The organism is Paenisporosarcina sp. TG20, from assembly GCF_000286315.1.
Classification (GTDB): domain Bacteria; phylum Bacillota; class Bacilli; order Bacillales_A; family Planococcaceae; genus Paenisporosarcina.
Window position 1 is genome coordinate 1 of record NZ_ALJG01000308.1, and the last position, 19347, is coordinate 19347.

Here is a 19347-nt window from a genome sequence, read left to right on the forward strand (position 1 = left end):
CTATTTAAGTCCAGTTGCATACAGAAACTTAGCCCTTAAAAAAGTTGTTTGATTTAGTGTTGACATACCAAAAACGATAACAAAGTCATGAAGAATCTCACTAAAATCTTCTTTTTTATAATCAATGACTCTATCTGCACCTAACGACTTTACAAATTCTTCATTTTTGCTACTAGCTATCGTTGCCACGTAAGCGCCGAACGATTTGGCAATTTGAATAGCAAAGTTTCCAACACCATCTACTCCTGCATGGATCAAGACTTTATCATCTTTTTTAATTTCGCTAAAATCCACTAAATTACTGCCACGCTGTTAGACCTGCTAACGGAATGGCTGCCGCCTTATCAAAACTCATACAAGCTCAAGAAGTACTTGATCTTCTTAGATAATCGGTTTTGCGATTTCTCTTTCTTGGAGCACTTCTTTATCACCGTATTGATCTATAACAATCGCTTTCATATATATAACCTCCAATTAATTAGCTTTTCACTTCTTTACTTTCATAAACTTTCACATCTAAAGGACGTGCTAAATATTGTGATGCCTTACCGACAAAGGATATGAAATGATCGCTTTTGTTATGGCTCTCGACACCTGCTAAATCTGCCCAAACCTCAACCATCGTATACACATATTCTTTTTCTGTATCTTTCATTAAATCATAAGAAACGTTAGCATTTTCTGCTCTAGAACCTGTAATTAATGGGCGAATTTCTTCTAAAAAGGCTTGTTCTTTGTCTGCTTGTAAATGAATTTCTGCGTGAATAATAATCATCGTATATGATCCTCTTTTCTATAGGTTGTTTGGTTTACTTCACTTTACTTCTACTCAGTAGGACTCAATTGATAGTCGATTGGTATCCCTTATCTTTCGCTTTGCCCATATTGAAATAAGCATAACCGGATAGTATCGCTCTCTGGTGCTCTGAACAACAATTAGTGCAGCGAAAATGAGACCCTTTTGGAAAGGTCATATAGACGTCTAATTGCCCCTTTGTTTAATTAAATAAACAGATGTCAATCTTCCCTGGTACTTCGATATGAAAGACACTTTCAATGTCATCAATTTCTATTAACATACCCGACTCCCCTCCATTCATACTAGTTTTGATACTAGTATGAACAAGGGTGAATCATTTTAAGCAGCGAAGAAGCCATTTATTAGTGTTTGGTTCATCTAACATTCTCCTTTATATCTACTTTCCATTTGGTTGATTGTGTAGCATTTATTAAAAGATTATCTAGTCGTTTTAACATTATTCTGTATACGAATAAGCATTTCCAATAGGATTGACCGTTCCTCTTCTGCAAAGCCTGCTAATACTTTAGAAATGAATCGTTGTTTCTCATCTTGATAAGCAGCGATTCTTTCACGCCCTTCATCTGTAAGACGAACAAACATAAATCGATTCGTCGCGTAACCATTCTCTTTTCTTCTAGCTGCTTTAAGTGTCTCGTTACAGCTGCATGATTTATGTTCACTTCTTTTTGTAATGCTGTCTGACTAATTTCTTCCATTTCAAACAGCTTGTTCAAAAGATCTAACCGTGACTGACTAATGCCTGTACAGCGCTCAAACTTAGGACTCATTTGCTTACTTATCTCATATAATCGATAAACAATTTTTTCTTCTTTAGGATATGAGTTAGACAAAATATTGACCTACTCTCAGGTAACTGATAGGTCAATCATTGACCCGTCAATTAATATATTACACTGTATTTCATAAATCAAGTAATTGAATCTAGGGCGTATTACTATATATTTCATCCTGTGCTGTGATTATGACCATAACGTTTTTATTGTATTTATTTATAGGTAATTACTTTCAACATGGGGCATGAATGATACCTTATGGATTCTTTGAAGATGGACGTTGAGTAAACTAAACTGATTTAAACTACTTTCACTTTTATACAACAAAAGAATTCAGAGGCTTATTGGCTATTGGATTCCTAAATTCATATTTTGATTGATTACGACTCGAAGGATAGTCTTTTTATCAATAGATGGTTACCATATTTTTAGAAAGTTTCGGGGAATAATCCTGATACTCCACTAATGAGAGGATGTGATCACATGAAATTTCTGGAATTTAGCAAAACCATTGCACCTGTAATATATCGCCGCAGATTTTTCTTATCCTCGCTGTATTTACAAACTTAGCTACATCAATCGCTACAATACTCATTTGCTTGTTGATCTCTCATCAAGTGGTACCAATGATTTCCGTTCTTCCGCTCTTACCATGAATATGATTAAATGAAGGTGTAATTTTTGTTTTCAGCTCCTTCTATATGGTGGGGTGGTGTATAGGAAGTTCTGTAATTGGTACTTCTCCTATACTCTGAAAACAATGGTTTTAATCACATAATTGTTGTTGTTTATTGGTAATGAATTTTTTGTATCTATTATATGCTCGAATATATTTTGGTTTGTCATCTGTCACCCGCTGCATTTAATTATAGTCATAGTAGGAATAACTAGGAAACCAAACGCACGCGAATTACTTGGGGCACGAATTACTAAGAATTAGATTTTATGAGGAATCAATTTAATAAAATCTAATTCGCAGTTTCAAGTAAGTTTATTCTGCAATTTTAATAAATAAACTGATTGTTTATACAAAGATACCCCGACTTATTATGAATCAACTTCTATTTAAGCCGATATATTCTGGTTTCATATGGATTTAACTCTAACTCAGTAATTGTATCATGGTAAGAAACTGGATAGTTATGCAATAATAAGCCATTATATGAAATTGGAGATAAACATGAAACTTCAACACATTCTAGTGTTAAGTTCGAAATTACGAGTACTCGTTCATCTTTTAATGTACGAGTATACATATAAACCGCAGGATGCTCACGGTCTATTAAATCATAGGTACCATACGTAAAAACATCATTTGCTTTTTTCAACCTAATCATGTTTTTGTAGAAATGAAGAATGGAATCTTCATCGTCCAGTTGCTGTTCAACATTGATGTCGACATAGTTTGGATTCAATCCAATCCACGGCAGTTCAGTTGAAAACCCAGCATATGCAGCAGATGACCATTGCATAGGTGTTCGAGAGTTGTCTCGACTTGAAGCCCAAATGATTTCCATTAGCTCGTCATGTGAAACTCCAGCGTTACGTTTGGCTTTGTACATATTTTTAAGGGCCACATCATTATACTCATCGATGGAAGCAAATTTAACATTTTTCATGCCAATCTCTTGTCCTTGGTAAATAAACGGTGTTCCTTGCATAAAGAAGTACATCGATGCTAGTGCAGTGGCACTTTCTCTCCAATATTCTTTATCGTTCCCCCAAGTAGAAACTACGCGTGCTTTGTCATGATTTTCAATAAATAAAGCGTTCCACCCTTTCCCTTCAAGTCCTTTTTGCCACTTTGTTAGAACATCTTTTAATCCGATAACGTCAATTGTTTTCTTATTCTCCGCATCCCATAAACCAAGATGTTCAAATTGGAAGATCATATTGAATTTCCCGTTTTCTTCTCCAACCCATAAATCAATTTCATCGATGCCAACACCATTTGCTTCGCCAACGGTCATAATGTCGTATTTCGAGAAAGTTTCTTGTTTTAATTCTTTTAGAAATGGTTGAATGCCTTTAACATTCATGTATTTATCCCATGCTTGTACATATTGTTGTCCATCTTCAGCCTGACTATCAGAAAACGTTTGATCTTTTTTTATATGACTAATCGCATCTACCCGGAACCCGTCAATGCCTTTATCAAGCCACCAATTGAGCATTTTGTATAAGGCAGCGCGAACGTCCTTATTCTCCCAGTTTAAATCCGGCTGTTTTTCCGAGAAAATATGCAAATAGTATTGGTTAGTGACCTCATCCAATTTCCAAGCAGATCCATTAAAAATACTTTCCCAGTTATTTGGTTCTTTTCCATCTTTTCCATCTTGCCAAATATACCAATCGCGCTTAGCATTACTTTTTGCTGATTTCGATTCAATAAACCACTGATGCTCATCACTTGTATGGTTAATAACTAAGTCAATAATCAGCTTCATTCCTCGTTGATGAACTTGCTCAAGAAGTTCATTAAAATCTTCCATCGTTCCAAATTCATCCATTATATCTTGATAATCACTAATGTCATACCCATTATCATCGTTTGGAGATTTATACATTGGGCAGATCCAAATAACATCAATACCCAAATACACTAAATAATCTAATTTTGATATTAGCCCCTGTAAATCCCCAATTCCATCCCCATTAGAATCCATAAAACTTCTAGGATATACTTGGTATGCGACTGCTTCTTTCCACCATTTTTTATTCATTGTAATTCCTCTTTCATCTATAGGAAATGTATTGGATTTTCTTTTTCATACACTTCAACTAGTGTTTCAAATTGCTCTTTAAACTCTACTTTAAATTAGAAGACATCTATTGTATCTTTTTCTCCATCTGAAGTATTCGATGACCCTGTATTACATGCTTTTAGTAAACTTGTTGCAACAAAAATTGAAGCAAGAAAACCTACACGGTATTTTTGAGTTCCACTAAATAATCCTCCAAAATGTAAGTAATTCGCTTGCGAAAACGGTTGCACAAAAACTCAAAAAAGATGCACCTTATTTATTGAAAACATTCGTTAAGAACATTTTTAAACAATACTCCATGAAAACGTTTTCACTAAATGGTAAGCACATCTTACCACAAGTAATCTATCGGTTCAATATGTTGTTCACATAAAATTCAAACTTTTTTACTTAATGCGTAACTCGCTTTCCTTATCAAAAAAGTGTGCTCTATCCAGGTTAAACGTAAGTTCTATTTCATCTCCTGGCTTCACTTGGGTACTTGAATCAATTCGTGCAATGAAGTCTTGTCCGTCTATAGTAGAGTAAACCATCAATTCCGCACCTGTAAGTTCAGCTACGTCTACCTTTGAACGTAAAGTTGTGCTATTTAGCGAAACTTCGTTGGAAATGTGTTCAGGACGAATACCTAAAATTATTTCTTTTCCTTCATACCCATTGTCCACTAATACGGTTGCGTGAGAAGCAGGTAACTTCATCCGGTTATCAACTAAAACAAAATGTCCGTTCACAATTTTCCCTTGAAAAAAGTTCATTGAAGGTGATCCTATAAAACCGCCTACAAAAACATTGTCCGGTTGATCATACACTTCTTTTGGTGTTCCAATTTGTTGAATAAATCCGTCTTTCATAACAACAATTCGTGTAGCCATTGTCATTGCTTCAGTTTGATCATGCGTAACATAAATTGTTGTCGTTTTTAGACGTTGATGTAATTTTGCAATCTCCGCCCGCATTTGTACACGTAATTTCGAGTCAAGATTTGATAGTGGTTCATCCATTAAAAAGAGTTTTGCATCACGTACAATTGCTCGACCTAAAGCTACGCGTTGACGTTGCCCACCAGATAATGCTTTTGGCTTACGATTCAAGTATGGTTCTAACCCAAGAATTTCGGCAGCATTTTTGACTCGCTCAGCAATTTCTGTTTTTGAAAACTTGCGAAGTTTTAAACCAAATGCCATATTGTCATACACAGTCATATGTGGGTATAGAGCATAGTTTTGGAAAACCATTGCAATGTCACGCTCTTTTGGTGCTACATCGTTCATTCTCTTACCATCAATTGAAAAGTCTCCTGAAGATATTTCTTCTAAACCAGCAATCATACGTAATGTGGTTGATTTCCCACAACCAGAAGGACCAACAAAGACAATAAACTCTTTGTCTTTTACTTGCAAATTAAAATCTGACACAGCAGTGACTTTATTATCATAGATCTTTGTAATATTTTCTAAAACTAGATTTGCCACACCTTTCACACCCCTTTACTTATTTTTTTGAAGCATTTTCATTTTCATCCGCTAGTACGAGGAAAGCCGCACCTAACATTCCAGCTTCATTCCCAAACATCGCTCTTTTCACAACTAATGGTTTTAATAGCAACGGTTCGAGTTCATTCATTAAGAAACTCCACCAGCTATCTGCTGATTCTGAAACTCCTCCACCAATTACTACACAATCCATATCTAATACCGCTTGAAGTGAACTAATGACAATCGCTAAATCACCTGTGAACTTATGAATCAACGCTAACGCTTCAACATGACCTTCATTTGCCAGTTCGAAAAGATGATTCGGTGAAACCAGGTTTTTCTCTTCATCTACAATCTGCATGTCCGCTATTAATCTTCTTAATGCAGTTCCAGATACGTATTGTTCACTACACCCTTTCCTACCACAGTTACAAATATGTCCATTTGGATAAAGAATCATATGACCCACTTCACCAGCACCACCGTGTGCACCGTTCATAATCTGTCCATCTATGACCAATCCGCCACCAAGTCCTGTCCCAATAGTTAAACATACTGTTCGACGAAAACCTTTTGCTGCACCTATTCGAGTTTCTGCTAATCCAGCACAATTGGCATCGTTATTTACTTCAACTTGAAGTCCGGTTGCTTTTTCCAATAATGACTTCACTTCAGTACCCTGCCATCCTGGTAATACGTCGGTCTCAAACGAAATGATGCCATTCTCTGCATCAACCATACCTCTTGTTCCAATTCCGATAGCTTGAATATGAGGGTTTTCTTTTAACAATTGAACAATTTTCTCTTCTAAATACGGATAAAGAGGGATTTGTGTTGGAATTACAAAGTCTTCCACTACTTGTCCATTCGATCTGACTATACCCATCCGAATTTTTGTTCCACCAATATCCACACCAAGGACTTCCATCAACGTTTAATCTCCCCACTTTAATAATTTATTTCTTTTTTATCATACATGATATTGTTCAAACGTCCATCTCAATCTACTCCAGTTTCTATCACCTGAATAAGGATTAAAAGAGTATTTAATAGAACGACCGTCTTTTGAACAGTAATTTGATATATTTCAATGATTTCCTGACCATTCCCATATGTGAATATTACTTTATGTCTGTTCTCAATTATAGGGACATGGATTCTACTTCTTGAAAAGTATAGTCAGGTTTAAAAAAGTTGAATGCAATAATTACTCCAATTATTAAAACACTCGAAGTAAAAATAATTCTATTTGTTAAGCGTTGTTTCTCTGTTTTAAATACGAAAAATATATTTAAGCCTAGTACAATTATAACTGCGATTGGAAAATAAGGGAAATTATCTAAATCATTAATATTCTCGTACTCTGAGGCTACTTGATATAAATAAGTGCTCGAAATCAAAGCTAGTAAGCAACAAAACGTTTAATAGATTAAACTCCTTTTCAAAATTATCCTCTGTCAAAATTGAGTTCATCTAATAGAATATTAGTACAATTGAAACTCTCTAGCATACGGTGCATCGTCTCTAAATCTAGCAATATAGCGATATTGTTGACATGCTACATCGGCCACTTGCGAGCTTATGCGATAGTTATAACAACTAGCATATCCACCAGAACTATACTATTTCATTAAGGTTCTCCCTTCACTAGCTATTTGAAGATAATTATACCATTTTTTGTTTTTCTATAAAACCTTTCCCAAAAATATTGAAAGTTTTCGCACAGGAGCTTTCCGCTAAAGCCAGTGCCACCTTCGAAACTTCTGACCAGGCCTTCGAATCGCTGTCCTATATTTTTGAATGGATTTTCGAATGAATGAAAAAAGGAGAAAAGATGCTCTTACCACAGCATCTTTTCTCTTTTTTTTATTTGTTCAGATGAGCAACTTTCAATGAGCGGACATATGTTTACAATTTAATTAAGCTTCTATAATTTCTGTTTTTTCTTTTTCTTCACACCAAACAATGTCCTTACTCTGCTAAAGTCTTAAGGCAGAACAAGCATTGAGCACCAATATCAATAATAATTGAAATTAATATTACGAATCCAAAACTTGCTAGGAATGACTCGGTGAAAACTGTAGGTTGTGTTAAGAAACTTGGTCCAATTGCAAATGTCGCCATTAAGAATGCAGCACCCATTAGTACGCTACGATTTGTATTTTCCAACTTTGCGGTTTTCATTCATATCCTCCTTTAAGTCTTATTTAAACTCTGAAATCTTTCTTACATTGATTTCAGATGTATTCAACGTTCCATAAATCCTTTGAGCAAGGTTGAACCCCTTCTATATATGAAGTTGGTATTTCTTTAACACCACAAGTCCTTTCTTTAAAAGCCTTGTTGAAGTCGATTAAAAGGAGATTTTTAATGCTATTGATAAAACCAACTTAGATAATGACAAAAGGGACTGGGACCTTTACACATAAAATAAACGTCCGAAGTTGAAATTTCAGACGATACTAGATTTCTATTAATATTGAAAGCGGTGAATAAGTAAATTGGTCACTTAATTGTCTCTTTCCCTTGATGATGAGATTTCTTCTACTCTATAATTTCATTATTCTCCCCTATATGTTCACAGACAAAAACTTCGCTCGAGTGCTGTCCCTGGGTCAGACTCAAATGCTTTTCAATTTTTGGCTGCCCCAGGGACACGCCGATAAGAAATCATGCAGGCCTATCTTTAATTGTAGTAAATTGTCAGAATTATGCATCATTGTTTCCATCCCTGGGACGCGAATTCTATAGTAACGGCATTTCAAACATAGATACAACCTAGGAAGTATTTTTACAGCTTAATATGCCATATAACCAATTGTTGTAATAACTGGCCAAGCTGTTAGGCCAACGAAAGCTAAAAATAGACTAAGTCCTATTAATAATGCTTTTTTATCCATTCTCCGTTTATTACATAACAAAACCACTATCCAAATAGGCATTGTTAAGAGGATGTTAATGGCGCTAACATATATAGCAATCTCAGTAAATTCAGTAATGAGATTATTTCCGCCCTTATCAATATTAGTGACAATATCAAGAACTATTAAAACAAGAAGAATCAACAACATTAATAAATGATAAGTAATCCATGTCTTTTTCATTTTTCACCTCTTCACTATTGTACAATTATGTTTTACTCTAGATGGTAAATAGAAGGTTATTAAAATAATCAAAACTTGATTGAGCTTTAATATATTTTTTCTTCATTGAACATTACTAAATCAAACCACATCAATCCATTCACTATAGCTCAAAGTAAATTTATGCTGCATTTCCAGGTGTATAAACTAATTAGTTTTTTACACAGGTACCCGACACTGCTTTATAATTTCATGATTCTTCCCATATACGTTCACATACAAAACCTTGGCTCGAGTGTTGTCCCTGGGTCAGACTCAAATGATCCTTAATTTGTAGTTGCCCCAAGGGACAAGCCGACAAGAAAACGTGCAGGCCCATCTGGTACGTCAATACATTTCCACTGATTTTAAAGTAATTCTTTATTTATTCATTGTTTGATATACATCTTTTCTAGAATGAAAGCCGTCCGCAATAATCGTGTCGTCAATATTTAACAAATCAACAGCTATTGGGGAAAGTAGAACCGATGGCACTTCAATTTTCCCGTTATTCACTTTTTGGTATTCTCCTACGGTTTCGCCTTTTGCTAATGCGACTGCAAGTTGTGCGGCTTTGGTAGTTAGAGATTTGATTGGTTTATACACAGTCATTGACTGAGTACCTTCAACAATTCGTTGAGCTGCTGCGAGTTCAGCGTCTTGCCCAGTCACTGGGACTATTCCTGCAAGCCCTTGTTCCATGAGTGCCTGAATCACACCGCCAGCAGTTGCATCATTGGCAGCAATGACTGCGTCAATTTGATTACCATTCGCTTTTAACGCTTCTCTCATATTTGCCAGCGCATTCGCCGGTTCCCAGTCCTTCGTCCATTGGTCATAGACAATTGTAATGTCCCCTTTATCGATTAACGGCTTCAGCACATTGAATGCGCCTTTCTTAATTAAATGAGCATTATTATCCGTACTTGCGCCTCCGATGTAGACATAATTTCCTTTAGGAACCAACTTGGTAATTGCTCTCGCTTGCATTTCCCCTACCTGTTCATTATCAAATGACACATATAAATCGATATCCGCGTTTTTGACCAAGCGATCATACGCAATCACTTTAATCCCTGCCAAGTGAGCTTTGTGAACAATTGTTGCAGTTGACTCAGCGTTGTGCGGAACAAGTATAAGCAAATCGATGCCTTGGCTAATCAAAGTTTCAGCTTGAGATATTTGCAAAGCATCGTCACCGTTCGCTGCCATAATCTCCACTTCCGCTCCTAAAGCTTCCACTGCCTCTTTGAACAAGTCCCTATCTTTTATCCAACGCTCCTCTAGTAAAGTATCCATTGAAAAACCAATTTTAATTTTCTCATTCGTAGATACTTTATTTTCTGTCGTTTTAACAGGAGTCGTCTTCTCTGCTTTCTCTGTTCTGACTACTTCCTTTTCACAAGCCGAAACGAAAAACATAAGTACCAATGCGAGCAAGATGAATCTTCCTTTGATTAATATCTGTCCCATTGGCATCTCTCCTATACTTTTGTATTTCCTCATTCTTTTTTGCTTAAAAAACTATTTCGATATTCTTTCGGGGATACACTACACATCTTTTTAAACACCTTACTGAAATAATTAGGCTCGTGATAGCCTATCTCATATGAGATTTCTTTCAAGCTTTTCTCGGGATTTCTTAGTAGTTTTTTAGCTTTTTCAATCCGACATTCAGTTAAGAAATCGATGTAATTAATGCCCAGCTTTTCCTTAAACATTTTACTAATGTATATTGGACTCAAATCCACTTTTCTTCCTAATGCATCCAAAGAAATATCTTCATGTGAATGGCCAAAAATATATTGTTTTAATTGATGAATCTTATCTACTTCTACTCTGTCATAGTGATCTACATATGATTTCTTCATTAAACCAATTAAATCTTCGCTCTCTACTCGAAGCTGACGATAATCCTGTGCTTGTAGGGAATATAAAGGTGCTTCCGTTTCAATGCCCATCTCGCTCATTACGCGCGTTGTATTCCAAAGTAATTCAAGAACACGTTGCTGTGTTTGCTGTAAAATGGCCCCTCCTTTCTCGAATCGATGAATTAAAGCCATCATGTTAACATGAACTTGTTCCCATTGCCCAAGACGTATTTGTTCAAAAAATTGATTCTCAAATTGTTTGACTTCTTGCTCGTCGCTTATAGTCTTCAATGCTGGCACATCTGAATAAAAACGGTATTTAATTGGACGCGTTGTATCCATCGTTGCAATTAATGATTCTTGGTAGGATTGTCTAATTTGGTCCTGGGAATCACAGACGTTACCAATTCCAACAAACCAACCTTCTTGGAGATTGGATTTTCTTGCTATAGAGAGTATTTCATTAGCTAGGAAAATCGCTTGTGAACGGAATGATTTGTCTGGCTCTCTAAATACAATAATCGGAAGTTGGCGACCGTATAAAGCCCCTACCCATCCGCTTTCTGTCTGTCTAACTTTCTCTTTTATTTGAGAATAGTATGTTTCTAATCCTATCGGCAACAAAATAACCATGACAAATTTTTCATTTGTTGACCGAATTTCCAACATCTCAACCAGCATATCGATATGTACTTCATGCACATGGTCAAATAATAATTGGGTAACTACGTCTGTTTCGACAAGTGTCAATGCGTTTTGCATGGCTGCTTGTTGAAACTTGCTCGTAGCTAGTGAATGTTGCTCTAGCTCACTTTGCTCCATTACTTTCCCAACAATCGCGACGATTTCACTAGCTTTACTAGGTTTTAATAAATAGTCTTTTACACCAAGCTTAATCGCTTGTCGTGCGTAATCAAACATATCAAAAGCTGTTACCATTACGAATTTAATGCTTGGATGGTCTTCGCTTATTTGTGCAATTGCTTCAAGACCATTCATCCCTGGCATCATAATATCCATTAGGATTAAATCCGGTTTAAACTCACCAGCCATTTCTACAGCAATTTTCCCGTTTTTCGCTTGTTTAATATCAAGATCCGGATAAGCTTTATGCAGGATGGCTTGCATTCCATCCCGCTCAATTGGTTCATCATCTACGATTAGGAGCTTCCTCATTGTTATCGATTCTCCTTGTTTTCGGTATTTTCAATACAACTTTGGTACCGTGACCTTCGGTGCTGTCAATTTGGATGATGTCCTCAAAACCATAGAACAAACGTAAACGCTTAACAACGTTACTAAATCCGATTCCGGTTGAATGTCCTTCCGCTTCGACGAGACGCTCCTCCAGGATTTGAGTAACTTTATCCTTCGACATGCCCACTCCATCGTCTTCAATTTCAATCGTCACTGAGTCGATTTCATCTAGTACTCTGAACCAAATGCTACCTCCATCTTCCTTTGGTTCGATTGCATGAATAACCGCGTTTTCTATAATCGGTTGTAAGGTTAGGCCAGGAATCTCTATGTGCAAACAAGACTCGTCAATGTACAAATGAAAGTCTAAGCGGTCGGTAAATCTGGCCTTTTGAATTTCCATATATTGCTGCAAAACAACGACTTCTTCATGGATAGTAACGGATCTATCTAACCGTTTTAAATTGTAGCGTAACAACCCTGCGACACTTACGAGTAAATCACTTGTTTCCTCAGCACCTTCTAGATAAGCCTTCTTGGAAAGTGTGTTAAGTGTGTTAAACAAAAAGTGTGGATTGATCTGGCTTTGTAGACTACGAAGCTGACTTTCCTGCAATAAAAGCTTATTCTGCTGTAGCTCGTGCTCGAGTTGAGCCTTCTGCTGAATTTCTGAAATTAGGTTATTGATGTTAATTCGCATCTGATCAAATGTTTTAGCGAGAAAAGAGATTTCGTCATTCGACTCCACTTTTATCGGCCGATCAAATCGACCCTTTGACAGTTCATTCGCCGCCTTCGTAAGTTGTTGGACTGGCCTCGTAATGGTCAACGAGAACCAATACGTAAGCAAAAGTAGGAACACGATAATTAATAGAAGTAACCAGATTCCTAACTTTTTAAATTCGTCTGATTGCTCAATAATTTCACGATAGAAGCGATCATATGTTTTCAATTCAGTGTCAATAACAGTGAGTGTCATTTCAGAAATATACTTAGAGATGCGCGTGGCTTCAGAAAACTCTTTCGTGGATGCCTCGACTTCTTCCTCGGACTGAAACTTCAGTGATCGATTGGTCGTTTCAATGAAACTGTCAATTAAATTAATATAGTTGGTCAATGCGAATTCGTTCTCTACATTTATCAAATTGTAAACTTCGTGTTTCGCATATCGAATCTCTTCTTGACTCATATTAATTTGCTCAAAATTAGCCAGTGATGGATTAAGTAAATAGTTGTTAAGATCTGTAATCACTTGTTGGCTTGCACTTGTTACTTCATTCATGATTAAATAACGCTGTAAAATATCATTATATTGATTTTGCGTTTTCTGATTGTAATAGGTAAATGCTAGCCAAATAGAAAGCATGATTAATAATACGACACTGGCGAGCATCCATATTTTCTTCTGAATAGTGTTCATTACATATCTATCGCCTTTACTATACGAATATCAGTGAGATAACCATCCATGTTAAGAGGAACGGTTTCATCTGTTAACCATTTCATGATTAAATTCACGCTTAGCTCCCCCATCTTCTCTGGAGATTGCTCAAGCATCCCATCGAGTTTTCCTTGTGTTAACAACGAAAACGATTCGGTTCCATCGTCAAACGTATAAATATAAAACGGCTCGACTCGAGAGCGTCTACCAATTTCTTGAATCATGGCTCCCGCATTGTTCGCATTAACAGCGATAAACGCATCCACATCGGGTAACTGATTTAGTAAATCCTGTGTAGTGGTGATGACCTGTTCCTTCGTATCGGATGTTTCTGCGTACAATGTTTCGACGTTTGGGTAGTCTTTTAATATGTCTTGGATTCCTTGAAGTCGTTGTTGTTGATGATACTCTTGCTCACTTTCACCTAAAATGATGACTTTTCCTAAGGAACCCATGTCAGCTATCAACTCCTTGGCTATCATCTTGCCCGCCAAGATTTGATCAGAACCAACATAGGTTCTTCTAAGACTCTCTTCTATAGGAACGTCATTTGCCACGGTAATAATCGGGATTCCAGAAGATGCAGCCTTGAATTTGGTCAAGCTACTAAACTCTTCCGTGTCCAACCCCTGTACGATAATTCCATCCATTTTTGAATGAATAGCAAGTTCAATTTTTTTCAAAAAGTCCTCTTGGTTATTGCCATAACTTCCCCATACTTCGAGGCTCGCTCCTTCTTGTTGTGCTTGCTCGATCGCCCCTTTGGCAACTTTATCCCAAAATGGAGTTTCAAGCTCTTGAGTAATCAGAACAAGTCGATATTGTCCCTCCTTTAAGGCTGAAGTTTGAGGCGGTTGGAAATCTGAGTAAAATACCTTTTCTGCCGATATATATGTAAAATAAATAAGAGTAGTGAATATGAAACAAAGTATAATAATGCCTATTTTTCGCAATAGCAGTGTCTCCTTTTCCCTATGTGAAACTCTTTTCATCTTACCATTTACCCAGAAATATTCAATACTTTCTGATAACTTATGGGAGGCATGAATTACTTGATATGAGGGTCGTTCTGTTTTATCTTCGCTTACTAGTAAATAAGTTTAGACAATGTGCGAGGAGCAAGGGATGTTATAGGAGACGAAGGAATAAAGGAAAGTTTGAACTTAACACTTGTACTACGCTTTAGGGGACACCCATTTTAATAGGTGCCCCGAAAACCTGTATTCATAATTAGTAATGATGAGCTAAAATTTAACCTCTTTGTTTTCTGGTCATGACATCAAAGATTACCGCTCCAGCCAATACTCCTCCACGAATCATATACTGATAGGAAATTCCTACACCTAGTAGATTCATTCCGCTAGACAGGGATGCCATAACAATTGCTCCGATAATAGCGCCTGTTACTTTACCGACTCCTCCTGCAGAGGATACACCTCCAACATAAGCTGCCGCGATTGCGTCAAGTTCGAATAGTGTACCTGCAGTCGTTGTTGCTGACTGAAGACGCGACGTGAAGAGCATACCTGAAAGTGCTGCTAACATACCCATCGATCCAAAGACGATATACGTGATTTTCTTCACGTTGATGCCGCTAAGATGAGCAGCTTCAGGGTTACTTCCAACTGCATAGATATGTCTACCAAGCACTGTTTTTGTTGTAAGGAAATGATAGACAACAACAACCAACAGCATAATAACAACCGTCCATGAAAACCCATTATAGCCTGCTAGAATCCAAGTAATATAAGCAATAATGGCAGAAACCATTACCAATTTCATGATGAAGATTTCTTTAGAGACCACTTCAAACTGATACTTTAATTTACTTTTACGTGTGGAGATTTCACTGTAAATGTACAATAAAATACCGACTAGACCGACAAGTAAAGACAGTAAATGCAAGCCGTTTATTTGAAGAATGGAAGGAATAAATCCATTACCAATTGCATTAAAGTTATCGTCATTTATGATAATCGTTCCTGTTTTTTCAGTCACTTGTAAAAGTGCTCCACGGTATATAAGCATTCCAGCTAAAGTTGCTACGAACGAGGGAATCCCTATAGAGGCTACTAACACACCATTAAATAATCCAACAACAACTCCGAGTACAAGAATAATCGGGATGGTCAAATAAATTGGCAGTCCCACTTGTGCGAGGAGGATTGCGGTGATGGCACCAAGGAATCCTGCCGCAAAGCCTACTGATAAATCAATATGTCTAATGACGATTACTAATGTCATCCCAACAGCCAATACGGCAATATACCCCGCAGAATCTAGTAAATTACTAATATTACGGGAAGACATAAATAATCCATTCGTCATGATAGAGAACGTGAGCATAATGACAATCAAGGCTATGTACATGCCATAGTCACGAATATTTACTTTAAATAAAGACTTTGCTTCATTAAAAAAGCCCATCGAATTTACCTCCTATTGCGTTGCAAGTTTCATAATATTTTCTTGAGTGGCTACGTCAATTGCCATCTCGCCTTTGACTTTCCCTTCCGCCATCACGTATATGCGATCACTCATTCCTAACACTTCACCAAGCTCTGAAGAAATCATGATAATACTCATACCTTCGTTAATCAGCTTATTCATAATCGTATAAATTTCAAACTTTGCTCCTACATCAATGCCACGCGTCGGCTCATCCAATATTAATATCTTAGGTCCAGCAAACAACCATTTACCTAACGATACTTTCTGTTGATTTCCGCCACTTAAATTGCCGACAACTTGTTCCAAAGAGCTCGCTTTGATATTTAATGACCTTTTATAATCCTCTGCGACTTTAACTTCTTCATTCGTATTAATAATTCCATTCGTTGAGATGCCATGTAGATTGGCAACAGTCACATTGTTTTTAATATCTTGTATCAAAAACAGTCCATCACCTTTTCGATCTTCCGTTACATAAGCGATTCCAGCCTTGATTGCGTCCCTTGTATGTTTGAATGGTTTAGATGATCCATTCACAACTAAATTCCCCTGCAATTTATACGCCTTTGGATTTCCAAAAATGCTTAACGCCAGTTCAGTTCGGCCCGAGCCCATCAATCCTGCAATGCCAATAATTTCACCTTTTTTCACGTGAAGATTAACATCCTTGACGACTTTACGTCCTAACTGGACATCATATGCTGACCAATTCGTTAATTCAAGAACATTCTCCCCAAACAATTTGTTCGCACGCTTCGGATAAATATCATTGATTTCACGTCCAACCATGTTCTTTATAATGATACTTTCAGAAATTTCTCCTTTTGAGGCATCGAGTGTGCAGATTGTTCGACCATCTCGAAGAACCGTTGCTTTATCCGCAATTGAAATCACTTCTTTCAGCTTATGAGAAATCATAATACAGCTAATTCCTTGATTTTTCAGTTCACTCAATACTTCTAGCAAGTTCTCGCTATCATCCTCATTGAGAGCTGCAGTCGGTTCATCTAAAATGAGTAGCTTCACTTCTTTACTCAAAGCTTTGGCAATTTCCACTAACTGCTGCTTTCCTATACTTAAGTCTTTAATGAGTGTTTCGGGGGTAACATTCAGTTTTACTTTTTCCAGCATTTTAGTAGACTCCACAATCGTTTGGTTCCAATTGATGAATGGACCGCGCTTCACTTCGTTACCAGCAAATATATTTTCGTATACGGTAAGGTCCGGAAACAAGGCAAGCTCCTGATAGATAATTCCAATGCCAACCTTCACACTGTCACTTATTTTATTAAACTGCTGAACATTTCCCTCGAATACAATATCACCTTGATATGTACCATAAGGATAGACGCCGCTCAGCACTTTCATCAGCGTTGATTTACCGGCTCCATTCTCACCGATTAAACAATGTATTTCGCCTTTTTTTACTTTGAAATTCACATTATCGAGTGCTTTTACTCCTGTAAATTCTTTCGAAATTCCATTCATCTCTAAAATATATTCACTCATCTGATCGCCTCCTTAACAAAACAACTAAGACAATGGCGAAATAGTGATAGACGTATCTATCACTATTTGCCTTATATCTATTGATGATCCTTATTCTAAACCTGTAAAGTCGCCTGCCTCATAGTATTCGGATTCAATTAACTCTGATTTAACATTCTCTTTATCTACTACAATGACGTCCGTTTGTTTTGCCTTGACTTCAGTATTTCCGTTGTCATAAGAACCTGTAGTTTCAGGAGTTTTACCATCTAATACTTGAATAGCCATACCCATAGCATCTTCAACAAGCGTACGAACATCTTTAAATACAGTCATCGATTGTTTGTTGTCGATAATGTATTGTACAGAAGCTTTTTCAGCATCTTGTCCTGTTACTAGGAAACTAGTAACTGCACTATCAGTTGCAAATACATCAGCAATTGAACGAGCAGTTCCATCGTTAGGTGCAAGAATTGCTACATCGCCTTTTAAATCATCACTTACCGCTGTAAGATGCGTTTGAGCTTTGTTCTTCGATTCATTTGCATCCCAGTTAGTTGTAACTTGACCAATGATTTTACTTAATTCATCACGAGAAAGTTCAGCCTTATCTTTTAAAGATTCAGCTTCACTTGAGTTAGCAATTTTGAATGTACCATCAGCAATTTTAGGTTGAAGTACTTTCCATGCACCTTCAAAGAATAAGAATGCGTTATTATCAGAAGCTGCTCCAGCGTATAAATATAATGGAACGTCGGAACCTTGAGAATTATCTACAAGGTATTGTGCTTGAGCTGCGCCAACTGCCAAGCTATCAAAAGTAACATAATAATCTACTGCATCTGTATTAGTAATAAGACGGTCGTAAGAAATAACTGTAATTCCTTCTTTTTTAGCAGCTTCTACTGCCGATGCAGCAGCATCACCGTCTTGAGGAGTAATGATTAATACATCGATTCCTTTACTAATCAATGTTTCAACGTTTTCTTTTTCTTTAGCAGAAGAACCTTGACTGAACAAAATTTCACTTGTGTAATCCGTTTTAGCGATTGCATCTTTAAATCTTTGCTCATCTTGTACCCATCTTGGTTCATCTTTCGTCGGCAATACGATACCTACGTTAACTTCATTACTACTTCCATCAGCACAACCTGCTGCGATAAATGTGAACATCATGACAACGATTGCTAAAGAAACTGCTTTCCAAATTCTACTCATTTCCATGCCCCTTTTCCATTTTTTTCTTATCTACAACTTAATTATAGCTATGTAAATCGGTTATGAAAGCGCTATCAATAGCACTCTTTTAATATTACCTATACTTTTTCATCTTTTTCTAATTAATCAATTAGTATTCTTGCAAGAATACAATTCTTAGCCACGTAGGCAATGTTTAGAGGATGTTAATGGCACTGACATATACAGCGATCTCATAAAAAAAGGGTACCTGTGTAAAAAACTAATGTTATTTAATGAATATAGAGTGTTATCATTACGATTGAATATTTACTTATTTAATCTTTTATCAAAGTAAGGGATTACTGTGTTACATAAAATAATATTGGTGTAGGAATAATAGCTTCACTGTTGCTAATTTTAAATTTAGTTGGGCACGGATTTGAACCCTTCCATAATTTCTTTTTTATATTTTTATCATTAGTGTTTTTATTACAAGGTATAGAGCAATTCCAAGCGAAAATGGGATGGATACCTTTTTAGTTTTCTTGCTTTGTTACTTTTCTTAGTTGTAATTACAAGCTTGTAAAAAACAAAAAGGACTTTGGTTTCCAAGTCCTTTTTATCTATGAGTCAATTTCATAATAAAAAATCTAGCAATAAAATCTGAACAAAGTTGATTTTCGCTCCATTCGTACGCTTTCCGCGGGGCATGGATTCAATCTCCTCGGGCCAAAAGGATATTGGCCCGCGAAGACGTTGACT

General features: G+C 36.6%; 13 protein-coding genes and 3 pseudogenes. All 16 read right to left on the reverse strand.

Annotated elements, in window-relative coordinates; translation table 11 throughout:
* Positions 1–72: 72 nt before the first annotated feature.
* A pseudogene (locus tag B371_RS22930) lies at positions 73–355 on the reverse strand (zinc-binding dehydrogenase); the annotation flags it as partial.
* Positions 356–478: 123 nt separating this feature from the next.
* Entirely contained in the window at positions 479–775 is a 297-nt protein-coding gene (locus B371_RS0111445) for a putative quinol monooxygenase (RefSeq protein ID WP_019414458.1), read from the reverse strand.
* A gap of 462 nt (positions 776–1237) precedes the next feature.
* A pseudogene (locus tag B371_RS21725) lies at positions 1238–1653 on the reverse strand (MarR family winged helix-turn-helix transcriptional regulator).
* A 1004-nt stretch (positions 1654–2657) separates the two neighbouring features.
* The gene (locus B371_RS0111460; protein ID WP_019414459.1) at positions 2658–4319 is read right to left on the reverse strand and encodes an alpha-glucosidase; all 1662 of its coding nucleotides are present in this window, start codon (positions 4317–4319) and stop codon (positions 2658–2660) included.
* A 95-nt stretch (positions 4320–4414) separates the two neighbouring features.
* A complete protein-coding gene (locus B371_RS23775; protein ID WP_019414460.1) occupies positions 4415–4591 on the reverse strand; it encodes a hypothetical protein in 177 nt (58 codons plus the stop codon).
* Positions 4592–4747: 156 nt separating this feature from the next.
* Positions 4748–5833 (reverse strand): ABC transporter ATP-binding protein, encoded by a 1086-nt coding sequence (locus B371_RS0111470; protein WP_019414461.1) that lies wholly within the window; start codon positions 5831–5833, stop codon positions 4748–4750.
* A gap of 19 nt (positions 5834–5852) precedes the next feature.
* Positions 5853–6764, reverse strand: coding sequence for an ROK family protein (locus B371_RS0111475; protein WP_019414462.1), 912 nt, complete (start codon positions 6762–6764; stop codon positions 5853–5855).
* Between the two features lie 1076 nt (positions 6765–7840).
* Positions 7841–8020: pseudogene (locus B371_RS0111485) on the reverse strand (hypothetical protein); the annotation flags it as partial.
* Positions 8021–8634: 614 nt separating this feature from the next.
* Positions 8635–8940: a hypothetical protein gene (locus B371_RS0111490; protein ID WP_019414465.1), complete on the reverse strand. Its 306-nt coding sequence runs from the start codon at positions 8938–8940 to the stop codon at positions 8635–8637.
* 399 nt (positions 8941–9339) lie between these two features.
* Complete coding sequence (xylF, locus tag B371_RS0111495; RefSeq protein ID WP_019414466.1) at positions 9340–10431, reverse strand: D-xylose ABC transporter substrate-binding protein; 1092 nt, start codon at positions 10429–10431, stop codon at positions 9340–9342.
* Between the two features lie 29 nt (positions 10432–10460).
* The gene (locus tag B371_RS0111500; protein WP_019414467.1) at positions 10461–12005 is read right to left on the reverse strand and encodes a response regulator; all 1545 of its coding nucleotides are present in this window, start codon (positions 12003–12005) and stop codon (positions 10461–10463) included.
* Positions 11980–13446, reverse strand: a complete 1467-nt coding sequence (locus B371_RS0111505; RefSeq protein WP_019414468.1) for a sensor histidine kinase — start codon at positions 13444–13446, stop codon at positions 11980–11982. Before B371_RS0111505 ends, B371_RS0111500 begins: the two co-directional genes overlap by 26 nt.
* A complete protein-coding gene (locus B371_RS0111510) occupies positions 13446–14420 on the reverse strand; it encodes a substrate-binding domain-containing protein (RefSeq protein WP_019414469.1) in 975 nt (324 codons plus the stop codon). Before B371_RS0111510 ends, B371_RS0111505 begins: the two co-directional genes overlap by 1 nt.
* A 298-nt stretch (positions 14421–14718) precedes the next feature.
* On the reverse strand, positions 14719–15894 hold the full coding sequence (locus tag B371_RS0111515) for a sugar ABC transporter permease (RefSeq protein WP_019414470.1): 1176 nt from the start codon (positions 15892–15894) through the stop codon (positions 14719–14721).
* A 12-nt stretch (positions 15895–15906) separates the two neighbouring features.
* Positions 15907–17427 carry a sugar ABC transporter ATP-binding protein gene (locus B371_RS0111520; protein ID WP_019414471.1) on the reverse strand — a complete coding sequence of 507 codons (1521 nt, stop codon included), beginning with the start codon at positions 17425–17427 and terminating at the stop codon, positions 15907–15909.
* 90 nt (positions 17428–17517) lie between these two features.
* Positions 17518–18624, reverse strand: a complete 1107-nt coding sequence (locus B371_RS0111525; RefSeq protein ID WP_019414472.1) for a sugar ABC transporter substrate-binding protein — start codon at positions 18622–18624, stop codon at positions 17518–17520.
* Positions 18625–19347: the final 723 nt, after the last annotated feature.